Source organism: Motilimonas sp. 1_MG-2023, assembly GCF_030547455.1.
Classification (GTDB): domain Bacteria; phylum Pseudomonadota; class Gammaproteobacteria; order Enterobacterales; family CBDFNC01; genus Motilimonas.
In genome coordinates this window covers 1-19,905 of record NZ_JAUOPX010000025.1, presented here as the reverse complement: position 1 = coordinate 19,905, position 19,905 = coordinate 1, and the positions used below count along the sequence as shown (strand labels likewise).

Sequence of the window (19,905 nt, the reverse complement as noted above, 5' to 3'; positions counted from 1 at the left end):
GGATTCGGCTAAAAGCGTTTTGCCCATCGTTGAGCAGTATTTACTTAGAATGCTAAGCTACACACTGCTCGCCTTGCTCAAAACGCTTTTATCTCGAACAAAAATTAACCAGCAAAGATCAACAGACCCTAGGAAACCCCAAAAAACACTGACTAGCCAAGGCTGCATCATACCAAGATGCACGCTCTGCCCAAAAAATCTGATCATCCACGGCGATATTCGGCTCACCATCTAAACAACCCGCCGGTACCACCAAAGCCTTACCCGTGCCAGACAGGTACGGCATGGCACAGCCACAGTGTTGGCAAAAGGCGCTTGAAATAGCACGACCGGGCACATCGAAGCGCTTGATCTGATCTTGCCCCTTGAGCCAGTTAATATTACTCGGCTCTGTAAACAAATTGGCTGCATGGGCCGAGCCCGAGGTTTTTTGGCATTGCTGGCAATGACAAAAATGAAATTGGCTAAAGCGATTGTCGCAGCTAAACACCACCCGTCCACATAAACAGCTACCTTGAATATCAGTCATTACTTACGCCTTTGTTAATTCCAAATGAGACTGTCAGCCAAAATAGCAATAACACCTCACTCGCACACTATCGTTGCCAAAAATATTTACGAATTTCTTCTTGCTGCTGAGCAGGATCAATACCAATGTCTTTCAGCTGATGAGCCGACAACTGTGCTAATTGTTGACGAGTGCGTCGCCGCCGCTGCATTTCATTGTAAGTACAGCTTATTACAAGGCAAATATTTTTAAGTTTCGCCCACCCTTTATCAACACTCACCAATCTAGTCACTAATTGCATACACCCTCACTATCCATCTAGGTTTGATAAATAATTTAGGCTTGACCTGACTAATAAACAAACGATAGATTCTTATCTTTACATAAGTAAAACTTATCTATATGAATACTCACCTGCCACCCATCATGTCGCTACGCTGCTTTGAAAGTGCGGCCAAACATTTAAGTTTTACCTTAGCGGCACAAGATTTATTTATTACCCAAGCCGCCGTTAGTCAGCACATTCGCAACCTTGAACAACAAGTGGGGGCCCCCTTATTTGTACGTCACAGCCGTCGTTTAAGCTTGACCGAACAAGGCCTTGCGTTTTTGCCTTATGTCAGCCAATCCCTAACTTTACTCGCCGACGGCATGCAAAAAGTATCCCTTTCTAGCACCACTGGAGCATTAAATATCTCGGCGTTACCGTCATTTTGTTCCCGTTGGTTGGTGCCAAGGTTATGGCATTTTCTGGAGCAATATCCCGAGATTGAAGTGCGTTTAACGCCAAGCTTACAAGTAGTCGATTTAGCACAATCGGATTTTGATTTAGCGATTCGTTTTGGCTTAGGTGAATACCCGAACTGCGACAGTGAAGCCTTGATGAGTGACAACTTATTTCCGGTCTGTTCGCCTAAATTATTGGAGAGCATGAAGCTTGCTAACAAGTCATTAGCGAGCGCACCTGATCTTACTCAAGTCACTATTATTAATGATTTTCTGACCACCAATACCAGCTGGAATACTTGGCTTCGCGCCGCAGGTTATCCGGCCTTGAAGTTAAAAGACAACTTAAGCATTAGTGATGCTAGCCTCGCAATCACAGCAGCAGTATCAGGACAAGGGGTAACATTAGCACGCCAAAGCTTAGTGGGAGAAGAGCTGGCCAATGGCCAACTGGTCAGGTTATTTGAGACCAGTATCGCCTCTGACTACGGCTATTTTTTGGTTACCGCGAAAAACCGCCCGGTCAGTGAAAAAGCACAAATTTTTCGCCGTTGGTTACAACAGCAAATAGCAAAGGACGGCAATCTATGCCCGCCCTTGCAACGTGAGTTAGCCAACTCGAAAATTGAGACCGATAATTAAATCGGCAGGCCTCCGTTAATGGCTGTTGAACGCAACTTGTTTAATCCTCACCAAGGATAAAAGTGTGTTTTCCCTTAGCCATTTGCTTTCAACTGCTGATCCAACAACCTTGCCACATACTCAGGCGAATGGGTGTGACGCGCCATCAGTTGGTACATAGACGGGATCACGAATAAGGTGACTAAGGTCGCCAGTGCCATCCCTGAGAAGATCACTGTGCCCACCGCGATGCGACTTTCCGCGCCCGCTCCCGTTGACATAATCAAGGGAATAGCACCTATTAAGGTGGTAAATGCGGTCATTAAAATCGGGCGTAAGCGTCTTGATGCCGCCGCTAACACAGCCTCTTCAAAAGCAATGCCTTTGTCGCGTAATTGGTTGGCAAACTCAACAATCAAAATACCATTTTTGGTTACCATGCCAATTAGCATGATCATGCCAATTTGACTGTAAATGTTTAAGCTGCCCTGCGTTAACCACAAGCCAAGCAAGCCACCCACAATGCCCATGGGCACCGTAAACATCACCACCAGCGGGTTAATAAAGCTTTCAAACTGCGCGGCTAACACCAAATAAGCCACCAGCAGAGCCAGCGCAAACACGATGAGAATATCACTTTGGTTATCTTTAAAGTCTTTCGACTCACCGCTGTAATCCATACTAATATCAGGGGGTAACATGGTTTGGGCTTGTTGCTCTAAGTAGGCAAGTCCCTCACCTAAAGTCACGCCATCGGCTAAGCTGGCACTTAAGGTTATCGACTTTTGCTTTTGCAAATGACTCAGGCGCCGCGCCGACGCCACTTCTTCAATATCGGTGACCGTGTCGAGGGTGATTAACTCACCAGTTTGCGTACGCAGGTATATTTGACTTAAATCACTGGCATTATTAAAACGATTTTCATCGCCGCGCAGATATACATCGTATTCTTCACCGCGATCGATAAAGGTCGTTTCTGTCTGCCCACCTAGCATCACTTCTAACGTGTCGGCAATTTCTTGTACGCTCACCCCCAATTGCGCAGCGCGAGCGCGATCAATATGCACGACTAGTTCAGGTGTGGTTTCGGCGTAATCTAAATCGGGCCCAGTAAACAGGCCACTCTGTTGCACCCTTTCCTTTAACTGACTGGCATACTCAAACAGCTCTTTGTAATCACCGCCACGCAATACAAACTGCACCGGATCACTTGAGCCGCCGCGAAAACCTGGCAGCATTGGCCAAACACGTACATCAGGTATGCCCACTAAGGCGTCTTTCACCAGCTTAAGGGAGTCAGACGCACTAATACTACGTTGCTCCCAATCCTCTAACTGCATGATCACAAAGGCTGTGTTATCACCGGCACGGCCGCCAAAAGCAGGCGCTTGCACACTCATCGAGCGGATCGTTCCCTGACCAACAAGGGGCAATAGTTGTCGCTCAACTTGTTCCACATTTTTGATCATGCGGTTATAACTGGTGCCCTCTGCGCCTTTCACAAAAGCAAAAATCACCCCGCGATCTTCCTGCGGCGCTAACTGATTGGGTACCTCTTGCACTAAATAATAACAGCCTAGCAAACAAGCCAAAATCACAGCAGGTGATAGCCAAGGATAAATCACGACTTTACTTAATAAGCTACGGTAGCCTTGCTCTATGCGGCTAAAGCCTGCATCCATTTTTAGTGCGATCGGTCCTTTTTTTAATTCACCTTTAAACAACTTACTCGCCAGCACTGGCGATAAGGTCAGCGCGACAAAAGATGAAAAGCTCACTGCAATCGCAAGCAGCACCGCAAACTCGGTAAACAAGCGGCCAATCATACCCTCCATAAAGGCGATGGGAATAAACACCATCACTAACACTAACGTGGTGGCAACCACTGCAAATCCCACCTCACGACAGCCTTTAAACGCGGCAACCAAGGGCGACTCCCCTTGTTCTAAGTAGTGCAAAATATTTTCTATCACCACTATGGTGTCATCTACGACTAAACCGATGGCCAGAATTAACGCCATCAATGTCAATAGATTGATTGAAAAACCAAAGAAATACGCCACAATAAATGCCGAAATCAGCGACACAGGAACGGTAATAGCAGGAATGAACGTGGCGCGAGCTTGACCAATAAATAGATACAGCACCAAGATCACTAAGCCACCGGTAATCATTAAGGTGTTGTAGACTTCTTGGATAGAACGTTCAATAAAGAGCGTGGCATCGTAATCTACAAACAGCTGAGTACCCGCAGGCAATACACTTTGTAGTTTATCCACCTCAGCGCGTACTTGCTTCGCTACCGTTAGAGGGTTGGCGTCAGACTGGGGAATAATACCTAAACTTAAATTCTGTACCCCATTGCTTTTAAAGGTTGAACTTTCATTTTGCGCGCCAATCCATACCTTAGCGATATATTTTAGATAGGTTGGCGGGGCATTAGGGTTTTGCTTTACCGCAAGGTACTCAAAGTCTTCAGGCTGTAAATAAAGACGACTAGTACGCACTGGCATGGTGGTCACATCATTACGCACCTCACCACCTGGTGTTTCCATGTTCTCTTTTTTTAATGCATTCAGCACATCACTAGAGGTAACGCCACGACCCGCCATTAACTCAGGGTCTAGCTGTACATACATCACCTTATACAAGGCGCCGCTGATACCAATGTCACTCACACCAGAAATAAAGCTAAAGCGATCAGCCAACACCCGTTCGGCATAGTCAGTTAGCTGGGTACGATCCATTTCTGAAGATTCTAAATTAATGTAAACCGAGGGCTCCCCTGAGCCATTATCTTTCGATACCACTGGATCATCAGCTTCATCTGGCAGACGCCCTTGCGCTCTAGCCACTGCATCACGAACATCACTAACGCCTTCGGTAATATTCCAATCCAGCAAAAAATTGATAGTAATGCGCGACATACCATTGCGACTGACCGAGGTAATATTGTCGATACCACTAATACCACTGAGCTGGTCTTCTAAGGTTTTGGTGACTTGGCTTTCCATGATCGATGCCGAAGCCCCCGTGTAGGTGGTGTTAATGGTAACAACCGGGTTCTCGACCTCAGGCATTTCCCGCACTGACATCTTAGTAAACGAAACAAGCCCAAAAATAACTAACAGTAAGCTTAATACAATACCGAAAACAGGCCGCTTGATAGCAACATCAGAAAGTAACATCTAACTCGGTTCCCCGTTGGCTGCCTGTAAATCTTTTACTTTGATACGATCACGCATATTCACCAAGCCTTGCACTACAATTTGGTCGCCTACCGCTAAGCCTGATTCAATTAACACATCATTATTTACCCTAGCGCCCAACACCACCTCGGTACGGGCGACAGTGCCATCTTCTTGCAACAGATAAACAAACCGTTTCGTGCCTGAATATTCTAATGCCTGTACTGGAATAACCGGTGCCGTTTGCTCAGGAAATGTCATGGTTGCCGACATAAACATGCCCGGCTTAAGCCGCTTGTCGGGATTATCAAAGTTCACCCGCACCCGCACGTTTAAAGTGTCTTGATTAACACGTGAGTCAATGGCGACCACTTGACCAACAAAGTTATGCTCAGGCCAAGCTCGCGCCTTGGCGATAATGCTCATACCCGTAGAAATTTGTGAAAGATAACGCTCAGGTACCGATAAATCTAGCCGCATAGTATTGAGGTTATCTAGGTTCATCACCGCCTCGCCAACGGTTTTCATATCACCTAAATTGACATCAATTAACCCCAGCGTGCCAGCAAATGGTGCTCGTAATTGGTGATCGTCAAGCGCTGCCTGCGCTGCCGCTAACCGTGCGCTGGCGACATCAACACTGGCGCGCTGCGCGTCTAGCTCGGTCTGAGTAATTGCACCGCGACTGACAATTCGTTGAAATTCTTTAAGTTTGCGTTGCTCTTCAGTTAATACTGATTGCGCTTCAACAAAGGCTGCGCGAGCTTTACTGTCATCTAACTGCACCAACACTTGATTGGGAACCACTTCAGCATTGGCTTTAACTAAAATATCAGCCACTGGCGCAAATATTTGAAAAGCCAAGTCGACAGACTGCTGCGCCGTTAAACTGCCCACTAGGCTTAATCGTTGCGCTACGCCATAAGCTTGCACTTCACCCGTCACCACTTCAACCTGACGCGTTGCTTTTACACTAGGCTTAACCGCTTCACTTGAGCCAATCCAACCGTAATACAAAACTGCCGCTAAACCACTAACTAACAGTAACATCGACCACTTTGTCTTGGTCATCACAAATTCCCACCTAACTATGCTGCCAATAAACCAGACATACGATTAAAACACAAAGAAAGCGCAATATAACAAGAATCGCTTTAAAGGGATTGCTAACTTGAGTAAAGAAGCGTAAAGGCTGGGTGAGTCATGCACAATGAGGGCTGATACCAATAGATATGTCGTGATATTTCGCGAATAAAGTTATACTACGCACAATCAACCCAAGGATAATACTGGACCCGACAATGAATAAAGGCGTAGCCGAGTTTTTACCGGAAAACCAATTACTGCTTGATGCCGTGGGTGAAGGTATTTATGGCTTTGATTTAAATGGCCATGCGGTATTTATTAATAAGGCCGCCGAGCAAATGACCCAATGGCGTGCTGATGAGTTAATTGGCCAATCCATTCATCAGTTTCATCATCACAGCCACAGTGATGGCAGCCATTATCCGATGGAAGAATGCCATATTTACGCCACTTTACACGACGGCAAACCCAGACATATCGATAACGAAGTGTTCTGGCGCAAAGACGGTAGCTGCTTTGCTGTTGAATACACTTCTACCCCTATTTACAAAGACGAGCGCATGATCGGCGTGGTGGCGATATTTCGCGATATATCACTACAACGGCAAACCGAGCAAGCGTTGCGCAATGCATTAAAACAAGTACAAGCCTTATCGCAACAACTGCAAGATGAAAACCTCTATCTAAAAACTGAAATCGACAACGAGCATAATATTCATGGCATGGTGGGTAACACCCCAATATTTAATGCCATGATGGCGCAAATTAAGCTAGTAGCAAGCACCGACAGTACGGTGTTAATACGCGGCGAAAACGGCACCGGTAAAGAGCTGGTCGCGCGCAGCCTACATAGTTTAAGCCAACGCCAAAATCGGCCACTGGTGAAAGTAAACTGCGCAGCAATTTCACCTAATTTGTTGGAAAGTGAGCTGTTTGGCCATGAAAAAGGCGCTTTCACCGGTGCATTCGAGCGTCGTAAAGGCCGTTTTGAATTGGCCGACAAAGGCACCTTATTTTTAGATGAAATAGGTGAGCTAAGCCCTGCGGCGCAATCAAAGTTATTACGCGTGCTACAAGAGCAGGAATTAGAGCGGGTGGGTGGCAGTAAAACCATCAAGGTGGATATTCGCATTATTGCCGCAACCAATCGCGATTTGAGTAAAATGGTTGAAGCTGGCAGCTTTCGAATGGACTTGTTTTATCGCTTAAATGTATTTCCTATTGAAGTACCTAGCCTTACCCAACGCATAGCAGATGTACCCTTATTAGTCTCGAGCATCCTGTCACAACTAAACAAAAAACTTGGTAAATCAATCACTCATGCTACCAGCCAAACCCTAAATGAGTTAATGGCTTATTCTTGGCCGGGCAACATTCGCGAACTACAAAATGTATTAGAGCGTGAAGCCATTATTTGCCAAGACAACTACCTGACTCTAACCACGCCACTTAATGCTGACCGAGGCAAACAGAAAAACCACAACAAAAGCCTCAAGCAAATGGAGACAGAGTATATACGAGCACTCATCAAACAAACTCAAGGTCGGATTAGTGGCCCCCATGGCGCCGCGCAAATTGCTGGCGTACCAGAAAGCACTTTGCGTTCAAAAATGAAAAAGCTCGGTATTCATAAGCGTAAATAAACGCAGTATGACAAGATAAAACCCTAACTAATCAACGGCTAATTCGCTAAATATAGCGAATTAGCGATATATCACGAAAAACAACCTAGGCCAAAACAAAATAAACCCATAAAATCAGAAGTTTAACGTTAATTAATTTCGGCACACTTCTTGCCCTAGTCCAACCACTAAAATAAAAAACAATGTGGTAACGAAATGGAAGCAAAACCGATCCCCGTTAAAGTGATTGATGCAACAAGCAGCCCTGACGGAAAAATCTATATCCGTGAAACTCAGGGCAAGTTTCAACGTGTTCGCCAGTATTTCAGTGGCTTTTTATTCTTATTGTTTCTCATCTTGCCTTGGCTGGAGTGGCAAGATCGCCAAGCAATTTTACTCTCAATTAGCGAGCAAAAATTCTACTTCTTCAACATCACCATTTGGCCACAAGATTTTACCTTACTGGCTGGTGGACTGATTTTTTCCGCCTTTATGCTGTTTTTGGTCACCAACTTATACGGTCGAGTGTGGTGTGGCTTTACCTGCCCACAAACCGTTTGGACACTGATCTTTGTGTGGTTTGAAAACAAAATTGAAGGCAGCGCTAACCAACGTAAAAAACTCGACCAAGCGCCTTGGAGCCTCAAAAAAGCCGGCTTCAGATTGGCAAAACACAGCTCTTGGTTGCTGATAGCCTTTGTTAGTGGCGTCACTTTTATTGGCTACTTTTTACCCATTCATACACTATTGGCTGAAGTGGTTAGCTTTGAAGTGTCATTCTGGCAGGGTTTTTGGGTCTGGTTTTTTGTTGCCTGTACTTATGTAAACGCTGGCTTAATGCGAGAAAAAATGTGTCTACATTGCTGTCCATACTCACGCTTTCAGTCGGCCATGTTTGATGCCAACACCAAAACTATCACCTATGATACCGTACGTGGCGAAGAGCGCGGCCCACGCAAACGCAACAAAACCCAAGCCGAACTGAAACAAGCAGGCTTAGGCGACTGTATTGATTGTAATTTATGTGTACAAGTGTGCCCAACGGGGATCGATATTCGTGACGGCCTGCAATATGAATGCATTAACTGCGGCCTGTGCGCCGATGCTTGTAATCAAACCATGGCTAACTTTGGTTATGAACAAGGCCTAATTCGTTTTGCCAGTGAGGCCAGCTTGAAAGGACAAGCCGCTAAACCCAGTCGGCTTAGGGTATGGGGTTATGGCATAGTCGCCACGTTAATTGCCAGTGCCACTATTATACAAAGCATTAACTTAAAACCACTTGAGCTCAACGTATTACGCGATCGCAGTGAGTTATTTAGGTATAACAATGAGGGTTGGGTGGAAAACACCTACACCGTAAAAATGCTTAATAAAACCCAATATACTCAGCAATATCGCTTAGTGATTAATAGCGATCAGCCCCTTACCTTACTTAACTCACCTGATGTCACCCTCGCCCCTGGTGAAATGTTATCACTCCCACTAACACTTCAAGCCGATCCTTATGAGCTGGCTTCATCGCGGGTAACCTTTACTTTAACCGCCAATGAAGTGGCGATAAAGCCTAACGCTTCAGCAGAGAGAGTGGAGGCGGATGAGCTAAATCAGCAGCAGAGTCAGCCACTGGTGTTCTTTTCGCAGGGTTAACTTCTGACCAAATCTGCCACCTTGTGGGTGGCAGAGCCAACCTAACGACTAGTTAACCTCTGTTCTGTTTAAGCTTAACGCAACTAAATAAAGTATGTTTTACGGCAAAATTGCGTTTTCAGGGATGAAAACGCAAAGCTTATAAGGACATATTCACAGCGTTTTTGCAGCGTTTTTGCAGGAAAATATACTATGTTCGCTTATCCAAGATTCGGGTTAGTTAATTTCGATAGAGACCGTATGGCGAAGCCTTTACTCTTGTCACTCCGCCGATAACTAGAAACAAAAAAGGGATGCAATGCATCCCTTTTGGTTACTTTTTAAATCAAGCTATTATGGGCAAGTTACTGCAGTCCAGAACCAAGAACCCGCTTTTGGTGGCTCCCATGTACCTGGGTTATTTTTCGCAGCAAAACACTCACCTTGGTAAGAAATAATGTCACCATTATTTACCTTAGTTTGACCTAATACGAACTCAATCACACCTTGTGGCGGCTGAGTCGGCTCAACTGTTGGCGCAATGGTTGGCGCAATGGTTGGAGCGACAGTAGGCTCAACCGTAGGTTCCATTGTCGGTTCTACTGTTGGCTCGATGGTTGGTTCAACAGTTGGTGTTGTTGCACAAGCAGTAACACTCCAGAACCACGAACCTGCTTTTGGTGTTTCCCAAACGCCTGGGGTGTTTTTAGCTTTAAAACATTGCCCTGCATAGCTGTAAATTTGACCATTTACTGGCTTGGTTTTACCCGCCACAAACGGGGTAATGCCGGTGTCTGGAATAACAACATCTTCATCAATGGCTTTCGCGCTAACGTTGGCCGTGTATGTTAAATCACTTTGATCCACTTTAAAGTTCAAGGCAACCTTAGCCACACCAGCCTGACTCGCGCCAAACTCAACGCCCACTTCACAGCTTTGATTAGCAGCCAATGTCGCGCTGTTACAGGTATCGCTGGTTGTCACGGGCGAAGTCGCCACGCCACTGGCGCTCAAGTTTAAAGAGTTAATACTAACATCGCTGTCACCACTATTACGGATACGGAAAGTATGGTTAACCACAGCGCCTAAAGCAAAATCATTAAGCTGCTGATTAGCAAGATAAGACAGTGAAAGCGGTTTTTCACCCGCTTTAATACCGTCAATCCAATCTCTTAGGGCGGCAACATCGGCATAAACACCGTATTTACCCGGTCTAGCACAACCTACACCCCAGCTTACAATACCCAGTTGTACACGCTGACCGCCGGTATCGACAACAATAGGGCCACCGCTGTCACCACTACAAGAGTCTTTTTGACCTTGCGGATAACCCGCACAGAAAGCCACATCACCAACATTGGCATAAGAGCCACCGGATTGATTACATACCGCATCAGAAACCAATGGCACGTCTACTTCTTCTAGTTGCCCAGCGCGACCACCGTTTTCACTTAAACGACCTAAGCCCGCGACAGTAATTAAGTCACCCGTACGAGCGTATTGCTCAACACTGCCTTGCGCCAAGCTAACTGGCTGGCCAACCGTGGGCTCACGCTCTAGCTTCAATAAGGCCACATCGTGGTTCAAGGTACTGGTGTTAAACAGAGGATGAACAAATTTTTCGGCAACTTGAATGCGATCGCCAACGCCACCGTTAAGGGTAAACCCAGCAACCTCTACGTGCAAAAAGATCGCGGGTTTGTTTTTAACACAGTGTGCCGCGGTCAAAACATAACCATCACCAATATAGCTACCACCACAAAAAGCGGTTGTCGTATTAGAATTTAAAATTTGCGTATAAAATTGCCACTCACTGGTGTTAGCAAGACCTCCACCGACAATTTTTGGTTGAATTAGGTCGGTTGGCTCCACTGCTTGAACACTTTGCATCATCACTGGGCCGCAAATAGCCGCCGAGATCAGTACTGTTGACATTTTCTTGTTAAAGAATTTGATTGCTTCCACGTAAACACTCCTTGTTATTTATCAGAAGCATAAAGATAGAAACATCAATTAAATAACACAATTAACAAATCTGTAATACATAGGGTTCACGCAGCTGCAAAATTAAAAGCTCGTCTAGTGAGACCATGAGTATTAAAAAAATAGCGAAAGGGCAACATCACTTTAGACCTAGCCCTTGTGTATGTTTTTAGCTAACAGCAAATACACTCAGCTATGCTGATAAGTAAGACAATATTTCAATTACTTGAGCGGGTGTTGTTGCCCAAGCCTGCGCCGACCCATCAACTTCTTTTAATGCGTGAACTAAATCTTCATCATGTAACGTGATATAAGGTTTGCCCAATGCTGCACAATAGCCGGCATCAAACGCAGCATTCCATTGTTTATACTTAGCACCAAAGCGTATTACCGCTAAATCACAGTTTTTTATCGCTGTTTGGGTGCGGATGGCATTTACCTTAGCCGATTTATGATCACGCCAAAAAGAAGATGTTTCCATTCCTAAACCATCGCCCGCGGCATCACTGGACTCATGATCAGTGATAGCAGAGGTAAATTGGATATTAAGCCCTTTGCACGCGCAGCCTTGGATAATTTGCTCGCGCCAATCGCTATGAATCTCACCTGATAGATAAACTACATACTTCATCTAAACCGCCTATTTTTCTTGAGTAACAAATGAATTTATATGAGTCACTATCTTGAGCATGGTAGCAAACCTAATCAAGCTCCAATGTGTCAGGCTAACCTAAAGCCACTGTTAACGCTCAAAAAAGAACTTAGCAGCCTTTCATTTTCTTAAAACGCCTTACCTTAGTGCGTATATTTTTCATTGGTGATGAGGTATTGAATTGGATCATCCGACCCAATGTCCATTGGTTATACCAAGGTTTTTCATAAAGCTCGGCATTACTTAAGCTTGAAATCAAGTCAACGACATCAGCCACAGTGGATTCAAGCTCATTGAGTAAATCTTCGTACTGCCAATCGCGGTATTCTTGATGAAAATGATCTGCCAATAAGCCAAGCTGGTTCCATTTATAACCCGTTTCCGGAAAATCAACGGGTAGCCCTTGCGACTTTAAACGCTGCCATTTCAACACTAACTTGCCCCAACCGATTAGGTAAGCCACTGTGTCGCAAACACTGATTTGCGTGCCTTTAATATTGCCTTCCACTCCATTATCGCGTGAAATACCCGCTGAAATAACACGATAATCGGCCATTAATTTGGTAAAAATACCATTGATGGCAAGCAGTAGTTCGTCTTTAGATTGGGGAATGGATGACATAACGTACTCTGATCAATTTTAGGGCAACTAAACTTACTGACGCTGAAAGATAGGCGATATTTCATTCTCTACTATTAGTTCCTGTAACGCTTTCTCCATTTTATATAACAGCGCTTTATTGCCTTTCTGTACCACCATAGACACAGGCGTCCCCGCAGGGCTAAGACTTAGCACTTTCAGCTCAACATGATATTTGTCTGCAAGGTAATAGCCGACTTGTAGTGGTGCAATCATGGCTTTATATTGTTTTTGCTGTAATAACATGAACGATTGCTCTTTTGAATGTGTGCGCTTATTCCGCACTTCGATTTGCTGCTCCTTGAGGTAACGTTCAAAATATGAGTGTCGGTCACCCACCACTAACTGCTTGTCCAGATCATGCAAATCGTTAATTTTACTATCATGTTTCAATACAAATATGGCGCTTCGCCGCATGTAATAAGGTGTTGTAAAATCAAAATATTTGTCACGTGTTTGGTTCCATTCCATGCCAATCGCACAGTCTAATTGACCAAATCTAAGCTTGGCTACCACATCATCCCAATCACCCAGCCAAATTTGCACAGGTACGTTCATTTTAGCGGCCATCTTTTGAAAAAGCTGATAGTCCAACCCTTTAGGCTCGCCATTCTCACTAAACTGATAAGGATGAAACCCTTGAGCCATGCCACACACGTACACTTCTTTGGCGACAGAGCTAAAGCAGCTAAAAAGAGTCAGTAAAATGACAAACAGGGCACATCTGGTCATGAACATCCTCAAAAGCATTTCATTAAACTTAGGTGAACTCGTTAAATTATTTACAACAGTGTATGCGAGAGCATCTCAACTGATAAGAAACTAACCTACTGAATAAATTTAACTTAGCCACCCACAATAACACCAAGTTTAGCAGGGTGACTGACATGACCAATACTTAACTATGTTTATTTTTCATCTTGCTTAGTCGACCCAACAATATTCAGTGCCCACTTTTATTACAGCTCCTCAGCAATGGCTACTATTAAATTTCGCAGCCAAATATGCGCGGGATTATCGTGTTGCCTGCCATGCCAGATAATTGATGGAGTAAAAGAGTCAATGTTGAGAGGGTGCGCCAGCACTGCAACAGGGAGCATACTGGCAATTTGCTGCGCGAATCTACTTGGCAGTGTTAACACCATATCCGTTTCAGCCACTAACATGGGCGCTGCTAAAAAGTGCGGCAACCGCACCGCTACTCTTCGTTTCAGGCCTTGCTTAGCTAAGGCTTCATCGACTGCACTATTGCCCATCCCCGTGATACTCACTGAGATATGTGACAATGAAGCAAATTGCGCCAAGGTAAAGGGCTTAGCCAGTACCGGATGATCGCGGCGAACAAGGCAGACAAAGTCTTCATTGAACAGCCTGCGTTGATAAAATCTTGCCGGTAAATCATCATAAACGCCAATCGCAAAATCTGCGCCGCCCTCTGCGACCAAATGAATGTTGTTACCCGCTCTAGCCGGGATCACTAAATCCACACCCGGCGCATGCTTGGCCAATTTAGACAGTAACTTAGGCATCAACAGCGCGGCTAAATGATCCGCCGTAGCAATTGTAAACCGACACTGCGCCGTGCTCGGCTCAAACGTAGCTGGCGCGACAATGGCTTTTGCATCTTCGAGCAGCCTCGCGACTGACCCCGACAAAGCTTCGGCGCGCGGCGTTAACTGCCAACCTTGAGCAGTGCGCACAAATAATTGGTCATTAAATAGCTGACGTAACCGCGCCAACCCTCGACTTGCCGCCGGCTGGCTCAAGCCCACCATTTGCCCTGCCACTGTGACATTACGCGCGGTTAAAAGTGCGCTTAATAATTTGAGTAGGTTAAGGTCAACCTTATTTAAATCCATTTTAAGCATACCTAGCATTACAAACATGCATTTTTATTATGTTTTTGCAGTCTATAAGATCAGCGTTATTGATTCTATAACAGCGTCAAATAACCGGAGAAAATAATGACTAAAGCAGAGCTATATGCAGTAACAGGGGTGAGCGGTCGTACAGGAGCCGCCACCGCTCAAGCCTTAATAACAGCAGGCAAACAGGTGCGCGTGGTGGTACGCGATGCAACGAAAGGGGCGTATTGGCAACAACAAGGGGCAGAAGTAGCCGTTGCCGATTTAAGCAATGCAGCGATGTTGACTAATGCACTGTCGGGTGTAACCGCTGCCTATATCGTCAGCCCACCGCAATACTCACAGCCTGATTTATTTGCACAAGCCGAGGTGATGGCGAACGTGATTGCCGACGCAGCAGTGGCGGCAAAACTACCTAAGCTAGTGGCGTTATCGTCGGTCGGTGCCGAGCAAGCATCAGACACAGGTTGGATTGGGATGAATAGAACTTTAGAGCAACGTTTAAGCCAAACAGATCTAAACCTCGCTTTTTTACGTGCGGCTTATTTTATGGAAAACTGGCAGCCATTAATCGCATCAGCCAGAGCGCAAGGCGAGTTAGCCAGCTTTCTTGCGCCTCTTGAACGTAAAATTCCGATGATCGCAACCCAAGACATCGGCGAAATTGCCGCCCAAGTACTTTGCGAGAATTGGCAGGGAACAAGGGCGATCAATTTGACCGGCCCCGCCGATTATTCACCCCATGATGTTGCGCATCACTTGGCCGCACAGCTTGATAAACCAATAGCTGCGGTCGCCATACCTGAAAGTCATTGGCAACAAGCCATGGCTGGGCAAGGTTTTTCACCTGCGGCACTGGCTGGCTTTATCGAAATGACCAAGGGGCTGAACTCTGGCCATATCGCCTTTAATAAAAACGATAGCATCGAGCACCGATCAGGGAGTATTACCATTGAAACCCTGCTCAAGCAGGTGACAGAATAGACCGAATTAGGGAATAAAGGTAAACCGCGAAGATGCTAGGCAACTAGCATCTCGCTTACTATTAGAAGCAGGGGCTGAGAAAATGGTCTGTCTAGCTCTTTTATTGGCTGAGGGCGCTGCACTTCAATGACTGCTCAGGTATGCATGAAGCGGGAAAATGATTGAAACCCGCCCTTAAGTGATAAAAAACAGTTATTTACCATATTTAATTGCTATCAATATCGCCGAATGACTTCGGCTCCAACCCTTAACGCATGGACTCAAGTGCGGGACAGTCACTTAATTGCTCGGTTAGAAAAGATGCCTGTCCCACGCACCTTTATAATGACTTTCGCGGTTTTTAGTTTCTTTAAAAAGCGCTTTTCATTGATAAACCAAGTTATCAACCCAAACACTTGGCCAATGAAGAACCAAAAATCTAAGTGAATGGCGGCGCTGGCGTAGGTAAACCTTACGCAAATGGCTGATTAGCAATAAACGACATCCCCACAAATAGCGGCACACCGTACATCAACATGCCGTTAAGCTGCACGGCCTGTGTTTTTTGTGGGACCTGAGCTTGCTCAGGGAATAGTTATTTTTTTCGCTGAGCAAGCTCAGCTCCCACAACACTTATACAACAACCTGTTACAACAACCACAGTTTGCTTAATTCGGCGTCACTAATACTTAAGCTCACGGTGTCTTTAACCGCTTCTGTCACCCGCAATTCACCTTGCATTAATTCATCACGGCGGAACCAATGTAGCTTGATCACGGCGCCCACTGAGTAGCTTTGCAGCTGTTGTTCAAATTGTGCGTTTACTTGTAGGTTATCGGCGGCAATTAATAAGTCGCCCGCGCTTAAACCGGCTTGATGCGCTGGGCTACCCTGACTCACGGTTAATACCCGCAAACCAAAACCTTCTGCCTTGGTGCGAGCGCCAAAGCCAATTTTGTCACCTTCTACCCCTGCGCCGCCTTGATCTGTGCTGCCTTTACTGCTGCGCAGTTCCATCTTGATGCCCACTTTGGCGAACAAATCTGCAAGGGGTAAATCATCGGTGTTACTCAGATATGTAAAGATGTCGTCGCAGTTGCGATTTAATAAGCCCTCAACAATGCGTTGATGGCTGGTCACATCCGTGCCCTTGCCGGTTAAGCCGTAGTCTTGCCACAGTTGGCGCATCACGTCGTCTAGGCTGTATTGGCCTTGGCTTTCGGTGCGCAGGGTCAGGTCTAAAAACAGCGCAAACAGCGAGCCCTTGGTGTAATAACTAACAATGGCGTTGGCGGCGTTTTCATCTTGTTTATAAAACTTAGTCCACGCGTTAAAGCTCGAGTCGTTCAGGCTTTGTTTAAAGCGGCCTTTGCCGCGATAAACGCGAGTGGCAATTTCACTGAGCATGGTCAAATATTGGCTTTGATCGACACAGCCCGAGCGATAGGTAATAAAGTCATCATAGTAAGAAGTAATGCCTTCGTAGGCCCATAATTGTTGGGTGTAAGCCTCTTGCGACAAATCAAACGGGGTGAACTCCGCAGGCTTGATCCGTTTGACATTCCAACTGTGAAAATACTCATGGCTACACAGGGATAAATAAGTGCGGTAGCCTTTTTCCACCGGCGCATTAAGATCGCTCGCGGTGGGTAAATCACCCCGTGAACACATCAAGGCCGTTGAGGCTTTATGCTCTAAGCCGCCAAAACCATTGCCCAATACCGTGGTCATAAATACATAGCGTGCAAACGGCGCGGGCGTGCCAAACAAGTTTATTTGATATTCACAAATGGCTTTTAAATCTTGGCATAGGCGCGCCATATTGCAGCGATGCTTACCACTTAACACCACATCGTGAGGCACGCCAGCGGCGATAAAGGTGTCGATGATGAGATCGCCCATTTCCACCGGGTGGTCAATCAAGTCATCGTAATTAGGCGCACTGAATTCGCCAAAGCCAAATTGATCGCCGGCGGTGCGGGTCATGCTGGTCGCCACTTTCCAATCGGCCAGTTCGCTTAATGCTGGCGCAGCGATGGTCACGCTATGAGGAGTTTCTTCTAAGCCCTTCGCGCCTAAAAACACACTGCTGCCATTGAAAAAGCCATGAGTGGTGTCTAAATGGGCGGTGCGCACCGATAAGTCCCACGCATACACTTGATAGGTTAACTGAATTTGCCCTGCGTCATTATTCACTCGCCAAGTTTGCTTATCTAGCTGAGTTAAGGCTAATGGCTGTTGGTTGGCGTCTTGCACCTGAATATCAATCAGGTTTTTGGCAAAATCACGGATCATATAACTGCCCGGTAGCCATGCGGGTAAGTACAACACTTGTTGCGCTTGAGCTGCTTCAATGGTCAGGGTAACGGCAAATAAATGGGCTTTAGGATCAATAGCGTGAATATGGTAATGCATGAATACAACTCCGTTAGAAAACTCCGTATGGCAAGCATGCTGCCAAAAATAGCTAAGCGGTGCAATTAACGCTGAAAATGGCTCACGCCATGGCCTCTACCTAGCCATACCTCAATGCATTAGAATATGTGACAATAACGGCAACGCTTCCCAAGAGAGTAAACCAATGAAATTTAAAGCCGCAATTTTCGACATGGATGGTCTACTACTCGATACCGAGCGGGTGTGTATGCAGGTATTTCAGCAAGCTTGCGATGAAGTACAAGTACCGTTTGATAAAACCATCTACCTTTCCATCATCGGCCGTAATGCAACGGGCATTGAGCATATTTTGCGTAACTACTATGGCGATAACTACCCCGCCGTACATCAAGCTTGGCGTGAGCGCTATAACGCCATTGTGTTGCATCAGGCCATCCCAGTAAAAGACGGGGTGATTGAGTTGTTAGAATGGCTTAAGGCCAATCATATTCCTGCAGCCGTTGCCACCTCGACGAAAAAAGATGTGGCGGGCATTAAGCTAAAATTGGCTCAGCTTGATCATTACTTCGACCATTTCACTACAGGCTGTGAGGTGGAGCATGGCAAACCGGCCCCTGATATTTACTTGCTCGCGGCCGAGCGCTTAGGCATCGCGCCGCAGCATTGTTTGGCGTTTGAAGACTCCAACAACGGCGTGCGCGCCACAGTATCAGCCAATATGATCACTTTTCAAATTCCCGACCTAACCGAGCCAGACGCGGAGATTCTTGCCCTTGGTCATCAAGTTTCGCCGTCGCTGCATCAGGTTTTGGCAATGTTGCAACAGCAAAGGTAGGAGCGGAAATTATTACGCGATAAAGCGTTGTTTAACTTAGATAAAAACAATGTAAGTATTTTGGATATGTTTTAGGCGCCGTTTTGGGTGTTTTATCACCCCATTATGGAGCCTAAGAAACGTTAGTTTTAGAGGAAAGCGATTTGAGTATTAGGAATATTGCTATTTGTAAGATCGAAAAAGACAACCACATATTTGTGCTAGAAGGTTACGATCCTAAAAAAGATGAAATTTTCTATCGACCTATTGGGGGAGGAATAGAGTTTGGTGAATTAGCAAAAGAAGCTGCTGTCCGTGAGTTCCAAGAGGAGTTGGGCACAAATATTATTGTAGATAATGATGTTCAAGTTTTTGAAAACATTTTCGAATACAACGGTAAGCCTGGTCATGAGGTAGTATGTATCTTAGATGCGAAGTTTGCAGACCCTGCATATTATAAAAGTCGTGAATTTATTGGTAATGAAGGAGGCAACAAATTTAAAGCACTTTGGGTGCATATTAATGAATTCACTAGTGGCCAAAAAATCCTTTACCCAGAAGGGTTCGTTTCGTCACTAGAAAAGAGTCACAAAACGCTGTAGCAATACAGCCCTAAATTTACCGCTACGCGGCGGGTTGTAGACTCGCGTAAGATATCAGGACATCAGATATCAGCAGATATCAGGACATCCATCACTTTTTGCAGATATCAGGACATCCATCACTTTTTGCACTAATTCACATCCTGAGCCATAGTTTAAAAACCACTTATTGAGCAGGATGTGGCCATGACTTTACCTCGCGGGCAGTTGATTTGCCCTGAATCAACTCCGTACTATCATGTCACCAGCCGTTGCGTGCGCCGTGCTTTTTTATGCGGCATCGATCACTACACCCACCAAAGTTACGAACATCGCAAACCTTGGGTGCTTGAAAAGCTAAAGCAGCTGGCGAGCATTTTCACCATCGATGTCTGCGCTTACGCCATTATGAGTAATCATTACCATCTGATATTGCACATTAATTTAGCTGAAAACCGTAACTTATCGGATGCAGAAGTCGCAGCTCGTTGGCAGCAGTTGTTTGCCATGCCCATGCTGGTAGATGATTGGTTAATGGGAAAAGAGCAAACCAGTGCAGAGCAAGCGGTAGTGGCTGAATTAATTGCTGAATGGCGCAGTCGCCTTAAAAACATCAGCTGGTTTATGCGC

Annotated in this window: 16 protein-coding genes and 1 pseudogene; 7 read left to right on the top strand and 10 right to left on the bottom strand. The window is 45.6% G+C overall.

Features of this window, described 5'->3' with window-relative positions; genetic code table 11:
* Window positions 1-118: 118 nt before the first annotated feature.
* Both Q4519_RS13520 and Q4519_RS13515 read right to left on the bottom strand, forming a co-directional pair.
* Complete coding sequence (locus tag Q4519_RS13520; protein WP_233054063.1) at window positions 119-529, bottom strand: GFA family protein; 411 nt, start codon at window positions 527-529, stop codon at window positions 119-121.
* A 67-nt stretch (window positions 530-596) separates the two neighbouring features.
* Window positions 597-809, bottom strand: a complete 213-nt coding sequence (locus tag Q4519_RS13515) for a DUF1127 domain-containing protein (RefSeq protein WP_232803320.1) — start codon at window positions 807-809, stop codon at window positions 597-599.
* A 101-nt stretch (window positions 810-910) separates the two neighbouring features.
* Between Q4519_RS13515 and gcvA the strand changes: the two genes are divergently transcribed.
* Window positions 911-1,876, top strand: a complete 966-nt coding sequence (gene gcvA, locus Q4519_RS13510; RefSeq protein WP_303513059.1) for a transcriptional regulator GcvA — start codon at window positions 911-913, stop codon at window positions 1,874-1,876.
* 74 nt (window positions 1,877-1,950) lie between these two features.
* Here the strand turns inward: gcvA and Q4519_RS13505 are convergent, their stop codons facing one another.
* Both Q4519_RS13505 and Q4519_RS13500 read right to left on the bottom strand, forming a co-directional pair.
* Complete coding sequence (locus tag Q4519_RS13505; RefSeq protein WP_303513056.1) at window positions 1,951-5,043, bottom strand: multidrug efflux RND transporter permease subunit; 3,093 nt, start codon at window positions 5,041-5,043, stop codon at window positions 1,951-1,953.
* Window positions 5,044-6,114: an efflux RND transporter periplasmic adaptor subunit gene (locus tag Q4519_RS13500; RefSeq protein ID WP_303513054.1), complete on the bottom strand. Its 1,071-nt coding sequence runs from the start codon at window positions 6,112-6,114 to the stop codon at window positions 5,044-5,046. It lies immediately after the preceding gene.
* A 230-nt stretch (window positions 6,115-6,344) separates the two neighbouring features.
* Here Q4519_RS13500 and Q4519_RS13495 point away from each other — a divergent pair, with 230 nt between their 5' ends.
* Together Q4519_RS13495 and ccoG are read left to right on the top strand one after the other, a co-directional pair.
* The gene (locus Q4519_RS13495; RefSeq protein ID WP_232803326.1) at window positions 6,345-7,772 is read left to right on the top strand and encodes a sigma-54-dependent Fis family transcriptional regulator; all 1,428 of its coding nucleotides are present in this window, start codon (window positions 6,345-6,347) and stop codon (window positions 7,770-7,772) included.
* 195 nt (window positions 7,773-7,967) lie between these two features.
* Window positions 7,968-9,401 (top strand): cytochrome c oxidase accessory protein CcoG, encoded by a 1,434-nt coding sequence (ccoG, locus tag Q4519_RS13490; RefSeq protein WP_303513052.1) that lies wholly within the window; start codon window positions 7,968-7,970, stop codon window positions 9,399-9,401.
* Between the two features lie 333 nt (window positions 9,402-9,734).
* On the opposite strand, the gene Q4519_RS13485 is transcribed toward ccoG, so the two are convergent.
* From Q4519_RS13485 to Q4519_RS13465, 5 genes are all read right to left on the bottom strand, one after another.
* The gene (locus tag Q4519_RS13485) at window positions 9,735-11,345 is read right to left on the bottom strand and encodes a trypsin-like serine protease (protein ID WP_303513048.1); all 1,611 of its coding nucleotides are present in this window, start codon (window positions 11,343-11,345) and stop codon (window positions 9,735-9,737) included.
* Window positions 11,346-11,556: 211 nt separating this feature from the next.
* A complete protein-coding gene (locus tag Q4519_RS13480) occupies window positions 11,557-11,994 on the bottom strand; it encodes a YtoQ family protein (protein ID WP_303513045.1) in 438 nt (145 codons plus the stop codon).
* 130 nt (window positions 11,995-12,124) lie between these two features.
* On the bottom strand, window positions 12,125-12,637 hold the full coding sequence (locus tag Q4519_RS13475; RefSeq protein ID WP_303513042.1) for a ClbS/DfsB family four-helix bundle protein: 513 nt from the start codon (window positions 12,635-12,637) through the stop codon (window positions 12,125-12,127).
* Between the two features lie 33 nt (window positions 12,638-12,670).
* On the bottom strand, window positions 12,671-13,387 hold the full coding sequence (locus Q4519_RS13470) for a transporter substrate-binding domain-containing protein (RefSeq protein WP_303513038.1): 717 nt from the start codon (window positions 13,385-13,387) through the stop codon (window positions 12,671-12,673).
* 227 nt (window positions 13,388-13,614) lie between these two features.
* Entirely contained in the window at window positions 13,615-14,514 is a 900-nt protein-coding gene (locus Q4519_RS13465) for a LysR family transcriptional regulator (protein WP_303513035.1), read from the bottom strand.
* Between the two features lie 105 nt (window positions 14,515-14,619).
* Here Q4519_RS13465 and Q4519_RS13460 point away from each other — a divergent pair, with 105 nt between their 5' ends.
* The gene (locus Q4519_RS13460; RefSeq protein WP_303513033.1) at window positions 14,620-15,504 is read left to right on the top strand and encodes an NmrA family NAD(P)-binding protein; all 885 of its coding nucleotides are present in this window, start codon (window positions 14,620-14,622) and stop codon (window positions 15,502-15,504) included.
* A 627-nt stretch (window positions 15,505-16,131) separates the two neighbouring features.
* Here the strand turns inward: Q4519_RS13460 and Q4519_RS13455 are convergent.
* On the bottom strand, window positions 16,132-17,898 hold the full coding sequence (locus tag Q4519_RS13455; protein WP_303513031.1) for a M61 family metallopeptidase: 1,767 nt from the start codon (window positions 17,896-17,898) through the stop codon (window positions 16,132-16,134).
* A 166-nt stretch (window positions 17,899-18,064) separates the two neighbouring features.
* On the opposite strand from Q4519_RS13455, the gene Q4519_RS13450 reads away from it, so the two are divergent.
* The 3 genes and pseudogenes from Q4519_RS13450 to Q4519_RS13440 all read left to right on the top strand — a co-directional run.
* Window positions 18,065-18,715, top strand: a complete 651-nt coding sequence (locus Q4519_RS13450; protein ID WP_303513029.1) for an HAD family phosphatase — start codon at window positions 18,065-18,067, stop codon at window positions 18,713-18,715.
* A gap of 143 nt (window positions 18,716-18,858) precedes the next feature.
* Entirely contained in the window at window positions 18,859-19,296 is a 438-nt protein-coding gene (locus Q4519_RS13445; RefSeq protein WP_303513028.1) for an NUDIX hydrolase, read from the top strand.
* A gap of 186 nt (window positions 19,297-19,482) precedes the next feature.
* A pseudogene (locus Q4519_RS13440) lies at window positions 19,483-19,905 on the top strand (alpha-amylase family glycosyl hydrolase); the annotation flags it as partial.

Excerpts from the sequence above, each read along its gene's own strand:
- Q4519_RS13520 (WP_233054063.1), bottom strand. The coding sequence starts at position 529 with ATGACTGATATTCAAGGTAGCTGTTTATGTGGACGGGTGGTGTTTAGC.
- Q4519_RS13515 (WP_232803320.1), bottom strand. The coding sequence starts at position 809 with ATGCAATTAGTGACTAGATTGGTGAGTGTTGATAAAGGGTGGGCGAAA.
- gcvA (WP_303513059.1), top strand. The coding sequence starts at position 911 with ATGAATACTCACCTGCCACCCATCATGTCGCTACGCTGCTTTGAAAGT.
- Q4519_RS13505 (WP_303513056.1), bottom strand. The coding sequence starts at position 5,043 with ATGTTACTTTCTGATGTTGCTATCAAGCGGCCTGTTTTCGGTATTGTA.
- Q4519_RS13500 (WP_303513054.1), bottom strand. The coding sequence starts at position 6,114 with ATGACCAAGACAAAGTGGTCGATGTTACTGTTAGTTAGTGGTTTAGCG.
- Q4519_RS13495 (WP_232803326.1), top strand. The coding sequence starts at position 6,345 with ATGAATAAAGGCGTAGCCGAGTTTTTACCGGAAAACCAATTACTGCTT.
- ccoG (WP_303513052.1), top strand. The coding sequence starts at position 7,968 with ATGGAAGCAAAACCGATCCCCGTTAAAGTGATTGATGCAACAAGCAGC.
- Q4519_RS13480 (WP_303513045.1), bottom strand. The coding sequence starts at position 11,994 with ATGAAGTATGTAGTTTATCTATCAGGTGAGATTCATAGCGATTGGCGC.
- Q4519_RS13475 (WP_303513042.1), bottom strand. The coding sequence starts at position 12,637 with ATGTCATCCATTCCCCAATCTAAAGACGAACTACTGCTTGCCATCAAT.
- Q4519_RS13470 (WP_303513038.1), bottom strand. The coding sequence starts at position 13,387 with ATGACCAGATGTGCCCTGTTTGTCATTTTACTGACTCTTTTTAGCTGC.
- Q4519_RS13465 (WP_303513035.1), bottom strand. The coding sequence starts at position 14,514 with ATGGATTTAAATAAGGTTGACCTTAACCTACTCAAATTATTAAGCGCA.
- Q4519_RS13460 (WP_303513033.1), top strand. The coding sequence starts at position 14,620 with ATGACTAAAGCAGAGCTATATGCAGTAACAGGGGTGAGCGGTCGTACA.
- Q4519_RS13455 (WP_303513031.1), bottom strand. The coding sequence starts at position 17,898 with ATGCATTACCATATTCACGCTATTGATCCTAAAGCCCATTTATTTGCC.
- Q4519_RS13450 (WP_303513029.1), top strand. The coding sequence starts at position 18,065 with ATGAAATTTAAAGCCGCAATTTTCGACATGGATGGTCTACTACTCGAT.